Annotated in this window: 18 protein-coding genes, 4 tRNA genes and 1 pseudogene; 5 read left to right on the top strand and 18 right to left on the bottom strand. The window is 37.9% G+C overall.

Going from position 1 to position 20,684, the window contains the following annotated elements:
• Positions 1–375: 375 nt before the first annotated feature.
• The 3 genes from C9J42_RS16430 to C9J42_RS16440 all read right to left on the bottom strand — a co-directional run bounded on the left by C9J42_RS16430 (position 376) and on the right by C9J42_RS16440 (position 3,402).
• Positions 376–906 (bottom strand): NUDIX domain-containing protein, encoded by a 531-nt coding sequence (locus C9J42_RS16430; RefSeq protein ID WP_107302166.1) that lies wholly within the window; start codon positions 904–906, stop codon positions 376–378.
• Between the two features lie 65 nt (positions 907–971).
• Positions 972–2,660, bottom strand: coding sequence for an asparagine synthase-related protein (locus tag C9J42_RS16435; protein WP_107302167.1), 1,689 nt, complete (start codon positions 2,658–2,660; stop codon positions 972–974).
• A gap of 208 nt (positions 2,661–2,868) precedes the next feature.
• Positions 2,869–3,402 (bottom strand): Dps family protein, encoded by a 534-nt coding sequence (locus tag C9J42_RS16440; RefSeq protein ID WP_107207067.1) that lies wholly within the window; start codon positions 3,400–3,402, stop codon positions 2,869–2,871.
• Positions 3,403–3,717: 315 nt separating this feature from the next.
• On the opposite strand from C9J42_RS16440, the gene C9J42_RS16445 reads away from it, so the two are divergent.
• The 3 genes from C9J42_RS16445 (at position 3,718) to C9J42_RS16455 (ending at position 5,954) form a co-directional block, all read left to right on the top strand.
• Positions 3,718–4,638 carry a M14 family metallocarboxypeptidase gene (locus tag C9J42_RS16445; protein ID WP_107302168.1) on the top strand — a complete coding sequence of 307 codons (921 nt, stop codon included), beginning with the start codon at positions 3,718–3,720 and terminating at the stop codon, positions 4,636–4,638.
• A 156-nt stretch (positions 4,639–4,794) separates the two neighbouring features.
• Complete coding sequence (locus C9J42_RS16450; RefSeq protein ID WP_107287346.1) at positions 4,795–5,274, top strand: methylated-DNA--[protein]-cysteine S-methyltransferase; 480 nt, start codon at positions 4,795–4,797, stop codon at positions 5,272–5,274.
• 161 nt (positions 5,275–5,435) lie between these two features.
• Positions 5,436–5,954, top strand: a complete 519-nt coding sequence (locus C9J42_RS16455; RefSeq protein WP_107302169.1) for a YbaK/EbsC family protein — start codon at positions 5,436–5,438, stop codon at positions 5,952–5,954.
• Between the two features lie 112 nt (positions 5,955–6,066).
• On the opposite strand, the gene C9J42_RS16460 is transcribed toward C9J42_RS16455, so the two are convergent.
• From C9J42_RS16460 to fabV, 3 genes are all read right to left on the bottom strand, one after another.
• Positions 6,067–7,284, bottom strand: a complete 1,218-nt coding sequence (locus tag C9J42_RS16460) for a hypothetical protein (RefSeq protein WP_107302170.1) — start codon at positions 7,282–7,284, stop codon at positions 6,067–6,069.
• Between the two features lie 354 nt (positions 7,285–7,638).
• Positions 7,639–8,565: an alpha/beta hydrolase gene (locus C9J42_RS16465; protein WP_107207072.1), complete on the bottom strand. Its 927-nt coding sequence runs from the start codon at positions 8,563–8,565 to the stop codon at positions 7,639–7,641.
• A 41-nt stretch (positions 8,566–8,606) separates the two neighbouring features.
• Complete coding sequence (gene fabV, locus C9J42_RS16470; protein ID WP_107302171.1) at positions 8,607–9,836, bottom strand: enoyl-ACP reductase FabV; 1,230 nt, start codon at positions 9,834–9,836, stop codon at positions 8,607–8,609.
• 284 nt (positions 9,837–10,120) lie between these two features.
• On the opposite strand from fabV, the gene C9J42_RS16475 reads away from it, so the two are divergent.
• Positions 10,121–10,735: a murein L,D-transpeptidase catalytic domain family protein gene (locus C9J42_RS16475; protein ID WP_107207074.1), complete on the top strand. Its 615-nt coding sequence runs from the start codon at positions 10,121–10,123 to the stop codon at positions 10,733–10,735.
• A 228-nt stretch (positions 10,736–10,963) separates the two neighbouring features.
• Positions 10,964–11,608 (top strand): murein L,D-transpeptidase catalytic domain family protein, encoded by a 645-nt coding sequence (locus C9J42_RS16480; protein WP_107207075.1) that lies wholly within the window; start codon positions 10,964–10,966, stop codon positions 11,606–11,608.
• Positions 11,609–11,892: 284 nt separating this feature from the next.
• On the opposite strand, the gene C9J42_RS16485 is transcribed toward C9J42_RS16480, so the two are convergent.
• The 12 genes and pseudogenes from C9J42_RS16485 to C9J42_RS16545 form a co-directional block, all read right to left on the bottom strand.
• The gene (locus tag C9J42_RS16485; RefSeq protein WP_107207076.1) at positions 11,893–12,531 is read right to left on the bottom strand and encodes a MarC family protein; all 639 of its coding nucleotides are present in this window, start codon (positions 12,529–12,531) and stop codon (positions 11,893–11,895) included.
• Between the two features lie 632 nt (positions 12,532–13,163).
• Positions 13,164–13,239 (bottom strand) — tRNA-Asn (locus C9J42_RS16495).
• A gap of 7 nt (positions 13,240–13,246) precedes the next feature.
• A tRNA-Tyr gene (locus tag C9J42_RS16500) sits at positions 13,247–13,331 on the bottom strand.
• A 9-nt stretch (positions 13,332–13,340) separates the two neighbouring features.
• Positions 13,341–13,416 (bottom strand) — tRNA-Thr (locus C9J42_RS16505).
• Positions 13,417–13,462: 46 nt separating this feature from the next.
• Positions 13,463–13,553, bottom strand: a tRNA-Ser gene (locus C9J42_RS16510).
• Between the two features lie 167 nt (positions 13,554–13,720).
• The gene (locus C9J42_RS16515; RefSeq protein WP_107207078.1) at positions 13,721–13,954 is read right to left on the bottom strand and encodes a hypothetical protein; all 234 of its coding nucleotides are present in this window, start codon (positions 13,952–13,954) and stop codon (positions 13,721–13,723) included.
• A 121-nt stretch (positions 13,955–14,075) separates the two neighbouring features.
• Positions 14,076–14,267, bottom strand: coding sequence for a Sec-independent protein translocase subunit TatA (locus tag C9J42_RS16520; RefSeq protein ID WP_107207079.1), 192 nt, complete (start codon positions 14,265–14,267; stop codon positions 14,076–14,078).
• Positions 14,260–14,568, bottom strand: a complete 309-nt coding sequence (locus tag C9J42_RS16525; protein WP_233217796.1) for a hypothetical protein — start codon at positions 14,566–14,568, stop codon at positions 14,260–14,262. The genes C9J42_RS16520 and C9J42_RS16525 overlap by 8 nt, the downstream gene beginning before the upstream one ends.
• A gap of 123 nt (positions 14,569–14,691) precedes the next feature.
• Positions 14,692–15,018 (bottom strand): annotated as a pseudogene (locus tag C9J42_RS16530) (winged helix-turn-helix domain-containing protein); the annotation flags it as partial.
• A gap of 10 nt (positions 15,019–15,028) precedes the next feature.
• Positions 15,029–15,328: a KUP/HAK/KT family potassium transporter gene (locus tag C9J42_RS16535; RefSeq protein ID WP_233220754.1), complete on the bottom strand. Its 300-nt coding sequence runs from the start codon at positions 15,326–15,328 to the stop codon at positions 15,029–15,031.
• Positions 15,329–15,609: 281 nt separating this feature from the next.
• Positions 15,610–16,977: an MFS transporter gene (locus C9J42_RS16540; protein WP_233217717.1), complete on the bottom strand. Its 1,368-nt coding sequence runs from the start codon at positions 16,975–16,977 to the stop codon at positions 15,610–15,612.
• A gap of 552 nt (positions 16,978–17,529) precedes the next feature.
• Positions 17,530–20,511, bottom strand: a complete 2,982-nt coding sequence (locus C9J42_RS16545) for an HD domain-containing phosphohydrolase (RefSeq protein ID WP_233220755.1) — start codon at positions 20,509–20,511, stop codon at positions 17,530–17,532.
• Between the last annotated feature and the right edge of the window lie 173 nt (positions 20,512–20,684).

A 20,684-nucleotide genomic window follows, 5' to 3' on the forward strand; every position in this document is an offset into this window, starting at 1 on the left:
ATATATTATTGGTTATTACAGCCAATTACGACCACATCAATATAATGGCGGATTAACACCGAATGAATCAGAACGATTATATTGGTTAACCTCTAAAACCGTGGCTAGTATTTGTTGACCACTACAAGCCAAGGATTTTGAACTTCACACAACGAAATAGATTATCGCGAATCAACTGTATGAACGAATACTTGCTCATTACCGTGAAAATCAAATCTATATAGGTCGTAACCACAATAAACTCGCAACAAATCAACCAATCTCTATTACAACACATAACCATAATCTCATTTGGCTTATAATTCTTTGAATTGTTTACCGTAAAAAAGTGACGGTAGAGGATGTTATTTAGCGTTTAAAAGGGCTTTCAAGCGTTTACAGCATTTCTTTCGCGATCAAATGCAGCAGAAACGTTTCCCGTTCAATGCTCATGCCCTTTTTAGGGCTCTCGACCATGGTCTTCTCGTTATGAGCAATCGCATCAAAAATATTGATCCATACCGGCTTCATACCATTTTTAATTTCGTAATCTTCAAAGCGAGTTGCGCCTAACTCTTTATCAATAGTACAAACGTAACAGTATGATTTCATATAAACCACATCATGATCTGGCTTATACCACGGGCGATATTCGTCATATTGACCAAACGCTTTAATATCTCGAATATTTCTTGCGCCAGTTTCTTCTTGTAATTCTCGGATCAACCCTTCGACTTTATCTTCTCCAGCATCAATGCCACCACCAGGTAAGGTGTAATCATGATAACGCTCTGTGTATAACATCAAAATATCTTCACCATTTAATACAATGGCTCTTGCGGCATCGCGTTGAAATATAGCTAAGTCAGTTGTATTAAAGTCAATATTGGCAAGATCAGGGTGAACAGATAGTTTTAAAAATCGCATATAACACAGAACTCATCACTGTCGATAACTAGGCTGCGTATTTTAGCTAACTCTGCCTATGATTACTAATGAGGGGATTTCAGGACTTGATTCATACGCTTAACAACATTCAATGTTGATTCACCACGGTGTAAGCCTAATGCTGTCAGTATACAATTAGCCCCTAGATAATGACGATTATAAAACTCACCTTTTGCATCAAATAAAGTGCTGACGCCTATTTTAAGTAGATCCAGTTTATTTCTAACATTCGACGCTAACTGCCACTGGCTTAACGGCGGTAATAGATTATTTTTTAGCGGACAAGGTAAATGTCCCGGGTAGGTTTGCCACGGCGTAAGTAACGCTTCTGAATATGACTGATTAAGCCATTTCATATAGAGTTGATGTTTTACCGCTGAAGATACCGGTAACGCGAACATCACTTCCAGCATCGCTTTACTGTAAAACGGTAAGTGAAAATCTAATCGAAATTTATCCATATCTTCTAGTGCAGGAGCGATGTGTTGATGTTGATCGTTTTCCCATAAAAAGAGTTGAAACGCTTTATCTAATGGTAAGTGTGAGTACTGACATAAGCATTCAACAATATTTAGCTCTAACTGCTGCTGCAATTTCGCCCCTTGTTTTACCATTCGTTTAGGAATATAAGCATGCTGATGTTTTAAATATGCTTTTGCCACAGCAAAAGGATCGCCACTGGCACATGCGGCAAGAATCTGATCATCACAAAACACCATACCAATACATACACTGCCACCATTACCCGACCATACTAGCCTAGGCCTCTCCACTTGCAGATAAAATGGATACTGTGTCGATCGCCAATAATGTCCTAAACGTTGCTCAACAGTCTGCTCTTGAGTATCACTGACATTCACAATATGCAGTGGAAAATCATGGCATTGTGCAAAAACTTCGGCATAAACCTCATCTTGCGACCGTTGATAGGAAAAGTTCATGCATTCTAATTTTATTCCGCGCTTTAACAACTCAGCGACAATAACACGAGAATCTAACCCCCCCGACAGTGTACTGATCGCATGAAGATCATTACCTATTGCTAGGTCGACCGCTTGCTTAAAGGCATGATCCAACTGAAGTGTTCCCTCACTATCATCAATACAATTAAACGGCATATCAGACCATCGAAAGTACCGCTCTTTAACAAGTGAATCGCTTGTTAAGGTTAATTTTTCTCCCGGTTGGATAGAGTACACTTCGTTATAGTGGGTTTTATTGCCAAGTGAATAACCGATTACCGCATATTCAGTCGCCCCTGCTAAGTTGGTCGTTAACGTCACACTCAATTCATTGAACAAACGTAAACAGGAACTAAAAATTACGCTCCCTTTATATTTCATATAATAAAGTGGACGTATTGCCAAACTATCGGCAAAAATAGTTAATGCACGCCGTTGTTTATTATAATCTAGCACGCAATACGTACCTTGAGCCTTAGCCAATAATTGTGGGAAATTCGAAAGGCTCTGCTGCAAAAGCGTATTAACGTCTTGAGTCAGTGAAGAAGACATTAAGGTATGTCCAAGAACCATAGAAAAGCGTAAATGATTTTCAGCCCAGCTCGATTCGCGATGACAATCAATGGCGACTCGGCAAAAATACAAATGATTATCGAAATACTCATGCCTTATATCGGTTGGATTACGCGATAAATGTTGAGCGATCTCTTTTTTTATGAGCAATAAATCTGAAGTCCAAGCTTCTGAAATCACACCTGCAACAATACTCATTCATCTCTCCCACTGTGAAGAATGAATATCTGCAAAAAATAAACCAACTTTTTTCAAACATAACGCTTTGTTTCATCGTTATTATATGATGCTTCTCTTTTTATTCTTTATTAATCAATGCATCTTGCTACAAATTTAATAAAAAAGCTTCTCTATTAAATTTTATAGAAAAGCTTCATTTTCTATCGTAATAGACAGAGATTCATTATCAATGACGATATGATTCATAAAGGAACCAAACACGACGCTCGGTTTGATCGATCCAGTTATCAATCATACTCACTGATGAATAGTCTCCACAGTCATCACATAAAGTATGCGCAGCACGAAGTTCTGCAGCTAATTGTTTGTTATCACTACAAAGTTCAGCAAGCATATCTGCAGGTTCAACATAATCAGCATCATTGTCTAAAATACGCTGCATACGTGAGATTTCACCAATAGAACGTAAAGTTTTTCCACCAATTTTACGCACACGTTCAGCAATGTCATCGGTCATTGCAAACAATTGAACACTTTGCTCATCAAGCATTAAGTGATAATCACGGAAGTGTGCACCGCTCATATGCCAATGGAAGTTTTTTGTCTTCATATAAATTGCATAAACATCAGCAAGGATCGCTGTTAGTGCACCACTGATCTCTTTAGTCGCGTCTACACTTAAATCTGTAGGTGTGGCTAGAGGACGAGTAAGGTGTAATTTTGCATCTTCAATTTGTGATTCATTCAAGATAGTACTCATCGTCTTTTCCTAGTATGTTATTTGTGACAACGAATTCACTATATCCCCTTTTATTTTTATGACAATATTCTTTTGTCGGTTGTTATTGCAACTTAATATTGAGCCTTTAATTACTTGTATCAAAAATCAAAAATATTTAATTTACTGCAAGCTCCTGATTGAATTTAATAAATAATATTCATCTAATATTTTTCGATATAAAATTACCTTATATCTACAGCAACAGTATTCGTTATAAATAAAACCATATTTGCCAAAAACTTAAGCATAATGTAAAAAGTTATTTAATTTAAAAATAAAAATAGGAAGGCAATAATGCAGTCATCTACCTACCACATTGGTGAAGCAGGTAAAGCTTGGGGAAGCGACGAAAAAGCACAATGGTTAGCACAGACAACCATTAAACGTTCTTACCTTGAGCAAGTTGTGACAAAAATTGATGCATTGAAAAATGATTTTGATGTCACTCAGTATGGTGCTCTGTCTTATGCCCCTGATAAATACCCTCTTTTTGCGATAAAATCGCGTAATTGGGATAGCAATAAACCAACAATTTTAATTACCGGTGGTATTCACGGTTATGAAACGAGCGGTGTCCACGGTGCACTTGCATTTGCCGCTTTAGAAGCCAAACATTACAGTGATGATTTTAATATTCTTATTGCACCTTGTGTGAGCCCTTGGGGTTATGAAACCATCAACCGTTGGAACCCTAACGCTGTTGATCCTAACCGCTCATTCATTCCAAATAGCCCTGCAGAAGAATCAGCGGCTTTAATGCGCTTAGTCCAAGACCAAAAAACATCATTTTTGGCGCATATTGATCTTCATGAAACTACAGATACCGACGAGTCCGAGTTTCGTCCTGCACTAGCAGCACGTGACGGTAAAGAATATATTGAAGACAGTGTACCTGACGGCTTCTATGTGGTTGGTGATACCGAAAACCCTCAAGATGCTTTCCAAACTGCAATTATTGATGAAGTACGCCACGTTACCCATATAGCGCCACCTGATGACAACGGAAATATTATTGGTGAAGCGATTACCCAAGAAGGTGTAATTAACTACCCATTAAAAGCATTAGGATTATGTGCAAGCGTAACAGATGCGTTGTATACCTCGACGACCGAAGTCTATCCTGATAGCCCGCGCGTGACAGAAAAAGAATGTAATATGGCGCAAGTTGCTGCAATTAAAGGCGCATTAGACTATTTAAAGCAACACGTTAAATAATAAATAATGTTCAGCTAACCTTGTTATTTTATATGCAAGGTTAGCGTTTTCTATCTTTTACTTTGTTATTTTTAACATCTAAATAACAACGTTTGAATTGCAGATTTATATTCCCCATAATAAAGCCATCACTCACCTCGAATTTGGCAAGCCGATATGGATATCTTTTTCAAACACATTGATAGCCCATTAGGGAAAATGACTATCACGGCAAACGATAATGCACTCCTTTCTGTTTGGTTTGAAAGCCATACTATCCCCTCTTTACATCACGCTATATTCAAACCAGACCATGCTATCTTGCTGCAATGTGAGGAACAATTAGCTGAATACTTTTCAGGTGATAGAAAACAATTTTCAGTACCTTTATCGTTTCAAGGTACACAATTTCAAGAACGTGTGTGGCAAACATTAACGACGATTCCCTATGGTCAGACATGGCACTATCAACAATTAGCGAATGCTATTGATAATCCAAACGCGTGTCGTGCTGTCGGTAGCGCTAACGGTAAAAATACCTTATCCGTTATTGTACCGTGCCACCGAGTGATCACTAAAAGTGGTAATTTAGGGGGATATGCGGGGGGAAATCATATTAAACAACAGTTACTCGCACTAGAAAGTCAGTTTAAATAATAAAATGCACTCACTCTGACTATATTTTTCTATTGATAAACTCATCTACAACAGCAGATACCTGCCATACTTCTTGTTATGTGTAGCGTATAAACAACAGAGAATCGACGTTATCTTAGTGTATTTAAAATAGACTAAGGCGAAGATATTAGGAGGCAATTATGGCCACAGCAATCTCTGTCCAACAATATTTATCACACCACAATATTGAACTTAAACTAACCCACCATCGTCCTACCGACTCATCCTTTAATTCCGCAATGTCAGCACACGTTCCCACAACGAAGGTGGCTAAGTCTGTCATATTAAAAGATCAACAACACAATTATCTCATGGCTGTGATACCGGCAAATCGTCGTGTCATGTTAGATAAGGTGAGTAAAATTACGGGTAAGCAGTACTGTATTGTTGGTGAGCATGAACTGTCATCGCTATTCCAAGACTGTAGCCCTGGCGCGATCCCTAACCTAGGGCAGATCTATCATCTTGATATGATCATCGATGACATGCTGTTTGATATCGACGACATTTATCTTGAAGCGGGTGATCATGAAAATCTTATTCACCTCACCACAGAGCAATTTAAAAAAGTCATGACCAACATCAGTCACCATACGATCAGTGGCTACAGAATGTTATTTACTCAACAGCATGAAAGTAGCTATTGGGATTGGGAGTAACCCCATACATCTGCAATCTTTAACTAGATACAATAAAGCATCCCGCCACATTTAGTTTCCGCAATCATTTTTGCGAATGCTGTTAGATACAAACAGTGTTCGCATTTCCTATCTATTCATCAATCATTTCACACCATGATGTTCCTGTGGGGATCTGCATGGCTTTACGCTCAGGGGTAGAGCTAACAGAGAGATCTCGCTGCAATATTGCTTCAGCAGCTAACATCATTCGCTCATAGACTAAAGGATCAAACATACGCCCTGTTTGTCCCCATTCCACGGTATAACGACCACAACCCAATGCCATACCATCATTTTGTGAAAGAAATAAAAACCTATCCTGCAAGCCAAAGTGCTCATACATCATGTAAGACTGAAATAACATTGCCATATCTTCTTTGCGATTACTGTAGCCATATAAATCACTTGCACCTTCTACCTCAAAATGAGCACCAACTTGTAAAGCAGTGAGTGTACTAACCTCATAGCTAGTCGTTACACCGTCATACAGTACATTGGCTGCATCAAACAAAAGATCATCTTGCAGTGGAAACCGATCATAGAGAGTCTGATTTAATGGGATCATCGAGTTGATGTTATGATAAATAGTCCGACGAGGATCGAGTGATGTTAGGGAAGCAGGTGGAATCGCATCCACAGCATGCGCCAATTCATGCACCAATAGCCTAAATAAGGCGGGTAATAACTGATCGGTAGTACGCATCGTATTATTTTCTGCATACTCATTGCTCACCCAAGGCGCATAGTTTCCCTCACTATCGACATTTTGCCTTACCGCCAGAAACTGTACATTAGCCTGAAATTGATCACGAAAGTCCGGCTTAGCAATAATTGTTAGCCACTCCTCCTCGTTGCGCCATAAGTAACGAGGATCAATATAAATGGTTGCGGTATTAGCACTATAAAAAGAAGGACGAATATCATCAGCAATGACGATAGCACTGACGGAGCGAAATAAAGGCAATACTTCAGACGGAAGCAACGCTAAGGCAGATAAAAATTGCTCGGCCATCCAAGGGTGAGAAACAAAGACTCGTTGCTCAATATCGTCTAAAGTCACAGATATATTAACCCCTGCACCTAACGGCGGAAATCGACTGACTAAACAGCTATTTCGATAATTTTTGGCGCACTCAAGATACTGATTAGGTATCGTAGCAGAGTGTACGGCAACCCTACTGAGATCAGGGTACCCTTCCGCATTTAGATCTATCTCTTGGTGATTATCATCACAAGCGGTAAGTAATAGCGAAAAAGTCACAATAAAAAGTAAAGAAGACAGATATCTACAGTTCGAACTCAACCACATTTCGCATCTCCTTATCCCACTATTTTTCTAAGTGTAGCGGAAGGAAAATACTGATAAGTATTACCACTAATGCAAAGTTTCAAATATCGTGATCAAGCTTCATTATCGGAGATATTCCCGCTAACAAATATTGACTAAAAAGCGAATAAATCTATTCTGGAATAGAGCAACAGAAATGCATGTCGCACAGATTACTGTTGCCAATTTTTGACTATGGAAGGTGTTAGATGGATTTACTTCGTGGCTTATATTCACTACTTGAATCGTTCTTTGAATAACGCAAGCAATACAATCATCTCGAGAATCAAGCCGTAATTCAGTATTACGGCTTTTCTTTTTCAGATGTATTCATAATTATTTATTAAGAAAGACTCCTATAGATGTATAAGCCTGCTCACACTCTCTCTTTACTATGTTTTCCATATTTAAGAAGGCATGGATCATTTGGTCAAAATGGATATGCTCTGCTTCTACACCTTGCTTTTTTAACGCTTCGACATACGCGATACCTTCATCTTTTAGTGGGCAAAACTCAGCCGTGATCACTAAGCTTTCAGGCAGCGCCATACTATAGGGTCCCCACACAGGTGATGCTTTACGTCTATCTTCATTATGCTGAAAGTAATTCGAGAAATACCATTCAATACGAGACTGTTGTAGCAAATACCCCATACCGTTTTGATTAACAGATGGAAAACTTAAAGTGTAATCAAGGCTTGGGTAAATGAGTACTTGCTTGGTAATTTCAACCTCATCATCAAATTGTGCCATGCGTGCTAACGTGGCACAAATAGCACCACCCGCTGAATCTCCAGCAATAGAAAGTTGCGGTACAAAATTTAACTCAGCACGGATCAAAGTTTGAAACAGCGATTGTAAAACCAAATAACCATCATCAATCGCGGCAGGATAAGGGTGTTCGGGAGCAAGAGGATATTCAACCGATACAACAATAAACTGACTATGTTGTGCTAATTTCCGACAAATAGGATCGTAAACCTCGACACTACCCGACATATGCCCACCACCATGAAAAAAAACTAATACGGGGAGTGCCGTCTCTGGTTGAGGATGATAAATGCGAATAGGCACTTTATCTTTAATCGTTAAGTTCTCAATTAACGCAATATCGGGAATCTCGGTGACTAGCTCACGAGTAATAGCAGCAAGACCTTCTCTCACCGTTGGTACGGTAAACGGAATACCACTGGCAATGGTTTCATCCATCACTTTATTAAAGCTATTAAGCCATTGTTCTAATAAAGTCGTTAATTGGCGCATATCTATCCTTTATATAGGCATTGACCGTTACCCTACAATAATTAGGGCGTTAATTTTGATAACTCTTCAATATCAACAGGCTGAGTATAATCAACAGATGATAAACCAAAGCCATTAAGGGCTAAAAAAGCTGACTTGTATCCAGCATAGTCGCCAACCTGTCTAAAGTTGTCAGCGTTCATTTCTGCCATTAATTTGTTTACTTGCAACTGTACTTCAGGTTTTAGTTCCCAATCGTCCATTCTGATCAGAGCCTGATCTGATTGCTCGTCTGAATCATTACGCTGTTTTGTTTCAGTATCAGCCGATGAATAAATTTTTTGTGCAAAAAGACGCTGCATTTGCTCAATACACCCTTCATGATTTCCCATTTGCTTCATCACTTTAAATAACGCCAATATATAGGGCGAAAATGTCGGTATAAAGACACTGGCTTTTGTCACTAATGCTTTGCACACCACTACGTTAGCTTGACCATTGATCATCTGAGCTAATTGTTGATTAATTGCGTGCGCGGTTTGATGTAAATGCTGCTTGGCAATACCAAGCGTCCCATGATGATAAATAGGATATGTCGACTCAGGACCGATATATGAGTAAGCCAAAGTTTTAGCTTTTGGGGCTAACAGGTTTTCAGATAACAAAAAGTTTATCCATTGTTGCCAATCTTCACCGCCCATCACTTTTGTTGTAGCGAAAATTTCCTCGTCACTAGCAGCAGTTAGTTCCGCAGGGACTAATTTATCTTTTTCTAAATCAACACTATAACCAGAAAAATTTTCACCCACGGTTTTTAAACATGAACGCCATACCTTACCCGTTTCAGGATCGGGACGAATACCGGTTGCTAGGCTATAAATTACTAAATCAACATGTCCGCCAAACTCATCACGTATTGTTTGCGCTACGTGTTGACGCACTTCATCTGAAAATGCATCACCCACAATATTTTTGGCAGTATAGCCTTGCTGCTCAGCCGCTTGCTTAAAGAAAATATTGTTATACCAACCCGCAGAGCCTATCCCCTTATCACTTGGACCTCGTTCATAAGAGACACCCAAGGTTTTCGCTTGCGCACCACCAAAGGTCAACGCAATACGTGATGCCAACCCAAATCCAGATGATGCTCCTAAAATTAATACTCGGAGAGGACCTTGTGTGATCGGCGCAGCAGACTGTACATAATCAATCTGCTGTAGTACTGCTTGCTGGCAACCATAAGGATGTGCTGTTCGTGCCACAACACCTTGAATTTCAGGTTGAATCACCATTGAACCATTCCTCTTATCGATTAATACATCATCGTTTACTGATCAGCATGCCAATAATAAAACCTGATGATTAACTGATAACGTCATATTTACATCACCGATAAGTCAAAATTTAAACATTTCATAGATTTCACCATCAAAAATGATTCATTTTTGCATCAAAAAATATTAACCAAAGTATTTTTTTGTCTTATTGAGCCAAAAATCAATAGCCATAGCTTTATTTAAAATCCGATAAAATATCAAACTGACGGTCGCACTTTAAATTTTTGCAGGAAGCAATGATGAAGGTATGGACGAGTGTTTTTATAGTTTTACTGTTAAGTTTTAGTTCTAGCGGATATGCAAAGATCTCATTACAACAGCAAGCCAAAGTTATTTATGAAGAAACAAAACTTAAGAAGCACTTAGACTTCAATATTTTTATGACGGCTTATAAAGAACATATTCGTGTTGCAGATAAACCGATTATGTCGATTATTGATTACAGCCAGCCATCGAATAACCGCCGATTTTTTATTATTGATACCGATAAGAAAAAACTGCTTTACCGTACTTTTGTTTCACACGGCATCAATAGCGGCAATCTTTATGCTACACAATTCTCTAATATTGTTGACAGTAAACAAACCAGCTTAGGCACCTATCGTGTTGCTGAGGCCTATCATGGTAAGTATGGACTTTCTTTACGTCTTGATGGGATGAGTCCATCAAATTCTAATGCAAGAAAACGTGCGATTGTGCTGCATGGGGCAAAATACGCAGAGCCAAGTACCATTAAAAAATTAGGTATGCTTGGACGTAGCTGGGGGTGTCCAGCCATTCCAATGAAGTTAACCAAAAAAGTCGTCAACTTGTTAAAGGAAGGCGGTTCAATCTACGCTCATGCGCGATCATAATTCGCTTTATTGTTTGCAAAATGCCATTTAGAAAGCTCGTTTTAGCACGAGTTTTCTTTATTCACTTCTGAGATATCTCTTCTTTTCGACCATCACATACTGCAACCAAGCCCACGCTGAGTCGTGTAAACAATGTATTGTCTTTTAGATAATTGGCACAGAATATTCATACATCTCTTCTATATACCATCACCGATCTAATAAGCACGTTCAATATGGGAGGGGGTTATGATGTTTTCACTTTTTTTCCGTCTAAAACTCAAATATCTCATTATCGCATCTTTACTTTTTAGTAGTCCTTACGCTAACGCAATGAGAGCAACACACGCTTGGAAGGTTTACGACCATGCTCAGCTTCAAAATTACGTTGAGTTTGATATATTTCTCAATGCTTATCGTGAGCATTTACGGGTTGCCAACAAACCTATAATGTCGATTATTGATTACTCTCAACCTTCTGACTCTAAAAGATTTTTAATCATAGATATCGAGAAAAGAGCCCTACTCCATCGAACTTTTGTCACTCACGGTATAAACAGCGGCAAACTGTATGCTACCCAATTTTCCAACACGGTGAACAGTAGGCAAACCAGCTTAGGTACTTACCGTGTTGGTGAAGCTTATTATGGTAAATACGGTATTTCTTTACGATTAGATGGCATGAGCCCTAGTAATTCAAATGCGCGAAAACGTGCAATTGTATTACACGGTGCAAGCTACGCTGAGCCAAATGTTATTCATGCTATTGGGATGCTAGGCCGCAGTTGGGGATGTCCGGCGATATCACGAGAGATCACGCCAGAAATCGTAGACCTACTTAAAGAAGGGGGCTCTATTTATGCTCACGCCCATAACAACAGACACAATAAATAAACGGTTCTATCATGCTAGTGACTGAAACACGCAACCACCAGTAACAATAAAAAAATAACGCCAATAAATTTCAGTAATAAACCTAAAGAAGCGCCACCTTTAGGGGCTTTGTTACAACAGCTCATACATTGTCTATTCATAAAATAATAAGAGTCATGAGCATAAAGGTTCCAGTAAAGGGAAGGTCAATACCTCGTCTAATAAAACTAAGCCCATACATATAAAATCTATGTATGGGCTTAGTCTAATAAATCATCACATTCATTTATAAATATAACTGAATCTTACTTAGCGCTAGAGAATAACACGATTGCATCGTGAACCCCTTGGATCCCCATCTGCATCCCAATCACGGCTAAAATTAATCCCATTAAGCGCGTAATAATACTGATCCCACTTTGACCAATTTTTTCTATCAGTTTAGGGCCATAAATAAAGCAAAAAAACGTGATAACACACAGTAAAGCAAAGGCAGAAACCGTCACAAGAATATGAAACATCCCCCCTGCTGCAGAGTAGTTCATCGCTGTCGCAATCGTACCAGGGCCTGCAAGTAACGGTAGAGCCAATGGAGAAATCGCAATATCAGCCCCACTACCAGATGTTTCTTCTTCCTTTGTTTCATGCATACTTGATGTATTACCTTGCAGCATGTGATAACCAACAAGAAAGACTAAAACTCCCCCCGCTAAACGTAATGCAGGTAACGTAATACCAAATACACTAAAGATCCCTTTTCCTAAAAAACAGAACGTTGTGATAATACAAAAAGCCGTAACCAGAGCCTTAACGGCAATTGCTCTTGTTTGTTTTGCTGGCATTCCACCTGTCATTCCCACAAATACTGCCGTATTCGCAAAGGGATTCATCATCGCGAAAAAACCCATGAATACAGTAATAGCGACTGTTATTAAGTCGTGCATGCAACCTCTCTCTCTATAAGATTTATAATTAAAACAACACATTCCTGAATGAATCATATTTAATAAAAATAAAATAGCAAAAACAACACAGCAACAAAAACAAACAATTTCTCAACCTTTGAGGTATTTTCGCTCACATTACCAACAATAATGCTTAAAACTCATCATTAAAAACACAACTAATTACCGATAGAACAGATTGCAACATAAATATAACTACATGATTTAAATCACATTTAATATTTTCAGATGTGAAATGAAATAGAAATAAGACAAAAACAACTCATTGCATATAAAAGCGTGATAAAGATATTGTGCGCTCTCAAAATTTTGCTTTCATTCTGCTGCAATATCACTCGCAATTGATATTATCTTTATACGGTTGAAGACAACGGAATTCCCCATGGAGGGGACAACCTCAGTAGGCTGATATAGGGATGGTAGCCACATATCTATGGATGGCACAGCTTCAGTAGGTTGTTGAAAGGATCTGTTCAGGAAGAACCAACCGTACAATTCCCCCAGCAAAATTGCTCCCAGGAATTGGAGTGATTGCATAATCTTATTTTTTATAGATTTGTTTAAAATTGCAGAAATAAAAAAGCCCGCAACCAATTGCGGGCTTTTTTATTTGGCTCCTCCTGCTGGACTTGAACCAGCGACATACGGATTAACAGTCCGCCGTTCTACCGACTGAACTAAGGAGGAATTGTCATGGTGGTGGGGGAAGGATTCGAACCTTCGAAGGCAGTGCCGGCAGATTTACAATCTGCTCCCTTTGGCCACTCGGGAACCCCACCGAAATTTAATGGTGCCGACTACCGGAGTCGAACTGGTGACCTACTGATTACAAGTCAGTTGCTCTACCTACTGAGCTAAGTCGGCACTAAAATTTCGCTTTATCATCAAGCCTAAGCTTAACAACTAAATATGGCGGAGAGATAGGGATTTGAACCCTAGATACGCTATAAACGTATGCCGGTTTTCAAGACCGGTGCTTTCAACCACTCAGCCATCTCTCCGTAAGTGCGGCGTATGATAGCGATCACATTTTACATTGTAAAGTGCCGTATAAACCATATGCGTAACTTTTATACATTCAAACGATAGCGCGAAGAATTACACATCAGCTCATAAGAATTAGTGCAATTTGCTGTTTAAACGCATACTAAAAGCTCGTCGCTATTTTCTATAACTCACTATTAAAATACGCCTGAATTTCAGTTTGAACACGCTCAAACTCAGCTTCAGCGAGATAATAAGCTTGGTCTGATGAAAAATGTAGCTCATCTTGCTTTAGACAAATATTAATAACCGTTTGATCTGCGAAGAACAACATAATAAATGAACTATCAAATTCAACACGCAAGATCGCTGCTTTATTCACTGTAAGATTATTATCAATTATCAATCCACGTTTCATGATAAATACCGATTCAAAAATTCTGCTGTTACCATAACGAATTAATAAAATTTAAACAGAGAGACAAAATAATATTGAGTTTTTCAAGCAATTGACACTATGCACTTACATCGTAAAAATACTAACGAGTCGTTTCATCAACCACGTTTTTATCAGCAGTTTTCTCTTTAGCGGGCTCATCTTTAACCGCATTTTGAAAACCTTTTAATGCATAACCTAAATCTCTGCCTAAGTTTTTCAATTTTTTTGTACCAAATAACAATACGAAAATAACAGCAACAATAAGTAGTTTGCCAATACTGATTTCACCCATGATGTTGGTTCCTATTATTTCGTCGTGGTGTCGGGTTGGTGATTAGGTAAGCATCTGATTCATAGTGTTCTTTTAACCCTGAAAGGATAAATACCATAGAAAAGCACACACTAATCACATTTTTCGCAAACAAAAATTCAGGATAAACATGGGTTAAAAATAGATGGATCAGACACCACACAGAAATAACTTGTAGCGCAACAGTCGTCAGTTGCTGCCACGTTGATTTTAAAAAACAAGTACGAGTTAGCATAGCTATAAAAAAGACCACTGCTGCTGTCATTTCAATATAAAAAAACATATATCCACCTTATCTTCAACGCTTTATCCCATGGTATAAAGTTTGATCTAAGGTTTATGTAATAAATACATTACGTCATATAAAGTTTTTATAAAGAACGATATTTAGCAAAATCGACCCCATTTAATTATCAACTATCTCTCCATTGATCAAGCGATACCCCACCCCATTTTCAGTGATGATATATTGAGGCTGAGCCGGTGATTTTTCTATTTTATGACGCAGTTGAGCGATATGAATACGAACATAATGGGCATGTTCAGTATAATTACCGCCCCATACTTCTTTTAATATTTGCTTATGAGTCAAAACCTTACCCATATTTTTTGCCAGTAATATTAGTATTTTATATTCTTTAGGCGTGAGCTTAATACTCTCACCGTTATACATTACTGTTTGCATTGCCATATCAAGTAATACATCACCAAAACGGTATTGACATCGCCGGAGTAATAAGACTTCACCAAAAAAGAAACCAGCCGCCAACAGACCTAAAACCTTTTTTAAAATGCGGTGGCGCTACGTTATGCGCTAGAGAGGTTAATGTTAAAACACCACCTTCACCTTTATTCGAAGCGCGTGTGACTAACGCTAAACATTTTATACATACCGTTATCACTAAGGTCCAAAAGACTAAAGAAAGAAAAACATTTGCTTGGTTAATGGCTATTGAGTGTTCACCTTCAAACATACCTTTAAAGGTATACAGTGAACTGGTACCAATATCACCACACACAGCCCCAATAGATAGGCACGTCAATCCCCATAAAGACTGTTTTTGCTTTTGTATCGTTGATTTTCATGTACATCCCATATTGGGGAAACACTGTACCTTATGACGAAATAGAGGCACACAGGTTAACAAGGCGAAGGGAAATAAAGGGGGAATATTTACGAAGAAAAATATAAAGAAAACATAAACTTTGTTTATATTTAAAGCTAAAAATACAGTATTCGTAAATAAAAAAAAGAGCGTAAGAAATATTCTTACGCTCTTTTTCAATATCTATTTTTAATGATTATCCAGTTTTAGTAATCAATCTAAATATTTTCGATATTTTTTCCTGATGTTTCAAATCTATATTTATATGTTACCCATGCACCAAATAGTGATGTAGCAACAAGACAAAGTAATAAATTAAACACCCCTATTTCATGCATTAAGATAGGGAATAAGAACGCAGCTAAAATCGCACCCAACTTTGCAATCGATGCAGCAAAACCAGCGCCTTTAGCACGAATTTTAACCGGAAATACTTCGCCTGAAATTAAATAAGTCTGCGCATTAGGGCCAAGATTATTCATAAAATTGAACAACATAAAGCCTAAAAACAGCAGGTATATTTGATAATCATTACTTAGCTTTATCGACACAGCAGCTAAAGCCAAACCGACCGCACAGCCAATAAAGCCATAAATTTGCAACTTCATACGACCAATCGATTCAGAATAAATAATTGCGCAGATCACCCCAATAATAAGCAAGGAGTCAATCAATGCCGTACCTTTCGCTGAATATACAATGCTTGCTATCGTACTATGAAGCACATCTCCCGTAACAACGACATGTGGGTCAAGCACCGACGCTAAAATAACAGGAGTAAAAATACCAATACCATATGTGCCTAAATCTTGGATAAACCAAGGAGCAGAAGCCAAAATCGTTTTTGCACGGTACTTTTGCTTAAATAATTTCTTGTAACCGCCTAACCATGAATGGTGCTCTTCACCTTCAGGGCATGGCACAACCGTCAATGTCATATCAGATTGAGGATCACGATTTAATAATTGTTTCAGTGATTTTTCAGCCTCTTTCTCACGTTTTTTCGACAGTAGCCAGTGTGCACTTTCAGGAATAAAGAAACGTGCAACCGTTATTGCCAATGACGGAACCAATGCCAATATGTACATTAAGCGCCATGCATTAATATCTTCAGCATAAGTCAGTACGATAATGCCTGTGAGGATCCCTACCAAAACACCAATCGACTGAAAAGCAAAAGCACCAAGTACCAACTTACCGCGATTTTTAGTCGGAATACTTTCCGAGATCATTAAATGCGCGGTCGGGTAATCACACCCTAATGCTAATCCGATACCAAAGTTAAACAGTAAGATAGTAAAGTAAGATTGGCTACATGCCATACCGACTAAACAAACAGAAAGTAATGCCATCTCAATGATAAACATTTTCTTTCGTCCGTAGAGATCAGATAACCCCCCTAACGCACTTGCACCAATTAATATGCCGAACAGTATTGAAGAGCTCAGGGTACCTTTTTGAAATTCTGTTAAATGAAATTGCAGCGTGATCAAGGGCAAAGTTAGCCCCATCATAAACACGATCATTCCTTCGAAAAACTTTCCAAATGTCGCCAATAACCAAATTCGCCACTGTACCTTTGTCATTGACAGGCAAAAGCGGTTTGACCCTTTTCCCCATATTGATGTGTCATCAATATAGTTTTGAATAGTTTTTTGACATTGAATATCTAGATTTTGATTCATGTTAAAAATCAGCAATGCTTATAGTCTTACGACCAATATAAGTATTAAAGGTGCGCGTATATAAACACAGACGAGAGTAAAAATATAAGATATATTTTTCTCTTGACTTAATGGATGAAATCACAATATAAAAATGAATATATCGATATATTTCAGTTAAATAAGAAAAATGACCAGTATTGATATAGTAATCATACAGTTAAAGTTATTAAGATTATTAATAACACTAAGTCCACACTGTTTTTTATTTTAAAGTTGCCGTTATGTATCAAATATAAAATCTAACTTTTAAATTATGACACTCTATCTGTTATTAAATAGCGTTACATCAGCCAAAAAATAGACACCTCTGTTTAATGAGAATAAATATCAAAAACAAAGCCCACATTAAAAATGTGGGCTAATATTCAAAAAACCATCAAAAAACCATCAAAAAAATGTTACATAAAATGACTAACTAGAAAGATACTTATCAATATCAACTTCATCAATTTGCTTAGAAGGTAAAAACTTTTCAGCATATTGCATATAAACGCCACTTGATAAAAACAATTTAAATAGATCCATATCAATATGCTCATCTAATGCCATTTTGTGCAAAATATCTATCGCAACACTTAACGGTTTTGCCTTCTTATATGGGCGATCTGCCGCTGTTAGTGCTTCAAAAATATCAGATATCACTAAAATACGTTCAGGAGTACTGAGATCTTTTGCAGATAGCTTACGAGGGTATCCTGTGCCTTTCATTGTTTCATGGTGGGTTGAGGCGTAACGCGGTACACGCGCGAGATCATCAGGGAACGGTAGACTTTCTAACATCTTAATTGTACTGATCATATGTTCATTGATCTTAAAGCGATCTTCTGCTGTTAACGTACCACGTTTAATCGTTAGGTTATAAATCTCGCCCAGGTTGTATTGAAGCTCAGGTACCTGCATTTTTATTCCAAACGCTGGATCAAAATTTAGCTCATTAATACGCTTGATACAGTGTTCTCGCTTATCGACCAACAAATGTTCTTCAACAGGTAACGTTTCCGATTTTGCTGATACACTCAATTCTTCTAATGGCGATAAACCCAAGTGATCATCAAAGTGGCGTAACCATGTTTTATTGGCGATTTCATGTATACGAGCAATATGCTCATCACTCATAAACTCCCCTCCAACATTGGCGTTAGCCACAAATTTATAGTCATCCTGTAACTGTGTTTGCGTCTGTTTTAATGTCGCCAATGCTATTTCTTGTTCATGCGGATTATCAATAATATGTTGTAAATACTTAAGTTCCGCATCACGCCATAACACTTCAAAACGCATTCTAATTTCATGAATACGATTATAGTTTGCTTCTAATTTCGTTCCTTTATCAACAATATGCTCAGGCGTTGTGATCTTACCGCAGTCATGTAGCCACGCTGCAATTTTAAACTCTCGACGTTCTGCTGCATTTTTAAAACGGAAATCGGCGAATTGACCTTGGTTTGATTTTTCCACTTCACGGGCAAACATCAACGCAATTTCAGGCACGCGATTACAGTGCCCTGCGGTATAAGGGGATTTATCATCGATTGCTTGAGCAATTAACTGAATAAACGATTCGACAAATTCATCTTGACGTTTTTCATGCTCTTGAAGAGATTCAGCGGTAGTGTAAATTGACATCGAAAGATCATGAAATTCTTTGATTCGAGTCGGGATCACAGCGACATCACTATAATGTCGCTGCTTCACTTTTTTATTTTCTTTACGAAGCAGTAAAATTGGCTTAACTATGGGTTTTGCGCAAAATCCTGCTAGCGGAAGTAACACTAGTAATAATAGTGCTGATGTATAAATAGATGTACGAATTCTTTCTTCACTGGCAGCATAAACCGATGCTTTAGGTACCATCGAAGCAAAAAATATTTGATCATGTCCACCACGTCTTACATCGCGTACATAATAAAAATAGTCATCGTCATTACTATTCTTTTCTATCAGTTGGTTCTGGTAAGACTCATCAGCCGCAAAGTCGATTAATTCTACATAAGGTACGACACCCGTGCGATTCACTTCCACATCAGAATTTAACCATCTCTGCTGTAAATAATGTTGCTGCTGAGGCGTCAATGATTCAATCGCGCGATTAATAATATCTAAAAGTGGCTTTTTTTCAGGAGCCAGAGCCAATGATAACGGAAAGCTGTTTTCAATATTTAATGTATGATAAGTCAGATCATTAATCATAAATTGTTCAGAAACATAGCTAAGTACAGCTTCTAAATCAATGAAAGCATCAACCTCTCCCTTTTTTACTGCTCTTAAAGCTTGATCAACATGTGAGTACGTCACAATATCAATTAAAGGGTATTTTTCTTTGATCACTGAGATAATTGGCCAGTTGCTTAATAATGCTAAGCGTTTGCCATTTAGATCTTGTAACTTTTCGTAATGCTTACTATCTGAAACCGCTATGGCAAAGGGAGATTTAAATAAAGGTTTACTAAAAATACCTAATCCCTGATTACTTGGAATATCAGGTACAGACGTAAGAATATCTAACCCTCCACTGGAATATGCCTGTTGTAATCCTAGTGATCCCGCACCGTTAAAAAAATCAAACTCAAGTCCTGTAGATTGACCCACCATATAAAGTAAATCAGGGATCAATCCGGCAGGACGCCCCGATATAGTAAAATCTATTGGTGCCCAGTTTTCTTTATTTGATACGCGCAATATAGGGGTATTTTTAATTAATTTTTGCTCTTCTGGCGTTAGTACTAAAGGTTTAGATTTGGGTAATGGCTGTTGTCTAAAAGAAGGCTCACTACTTGCTACTAACTCTCCTGATGGTAAATAAAGGAAATTATGACTAACATCGCTAACACTATTTTCTTGTAATAATTTATTAAAATGCGACAGTGTAAAATCGATACCAACAACAACCTTGCCTTTATCAGTAGGCACTTCTGTTGAGTAAGTTATGCCTGTAACCTCTTCAGGTAAAAATAAATAAGGCTCAGTACGGAAAACTGAACCACGTGTCGCATTTATATACCAAGAGCGTAATGTTGGTGAAAAAACATTTTTACGTTTTATTTTTTTTCGTAAATTAAAATTGGCATCATAAAAAGAATCATATTGTGTCATACCATTTGAATCAGCACTTCGTTCTATAATCAGCCAGCGATCTTGCTTTAATGCATTATTTTTGCGTCTTACTTCAGACATAGAATCTAAATTAATAATGATATAGGCATAGTTTTTATCCGTTCCAATAAAGGCACTATAAAAACTTGGGTTGTCTTTTAAAACATTAGTGAAAATACGACGAATAACATCTTTAGATGGCGAGTCAAGAATAGTGCCTAAGTGTGAGAGGTACTTTACCGTTGCTATGGCATCATCACTAACATCTGTTACAGCATCAGAGACAGACTCGGCTAACATTTGATACTTAACCTTTGCCTGATCTCGCGCCATTTGCTTACTATGGTAATATTGTAAACCAATCGCGATCGATGAAGTAATAAGTGCAACTAGTATAAAAAGAAAAATAACAATTGATTTAATGCTTATTGTTCTATTTTTGAAAAACGTCCATCCCTGCATACCTACACTAT

The organism is Photobacterium sp. GB-56 (assembly GCF_003026105.1).
In the GTDB taxonomy this organism is placed as follows: Bacteria; Pseudomonadota; Gammaproteobacteria; order Enterobacterales; family Vibrionaceae; genus Photobacterium.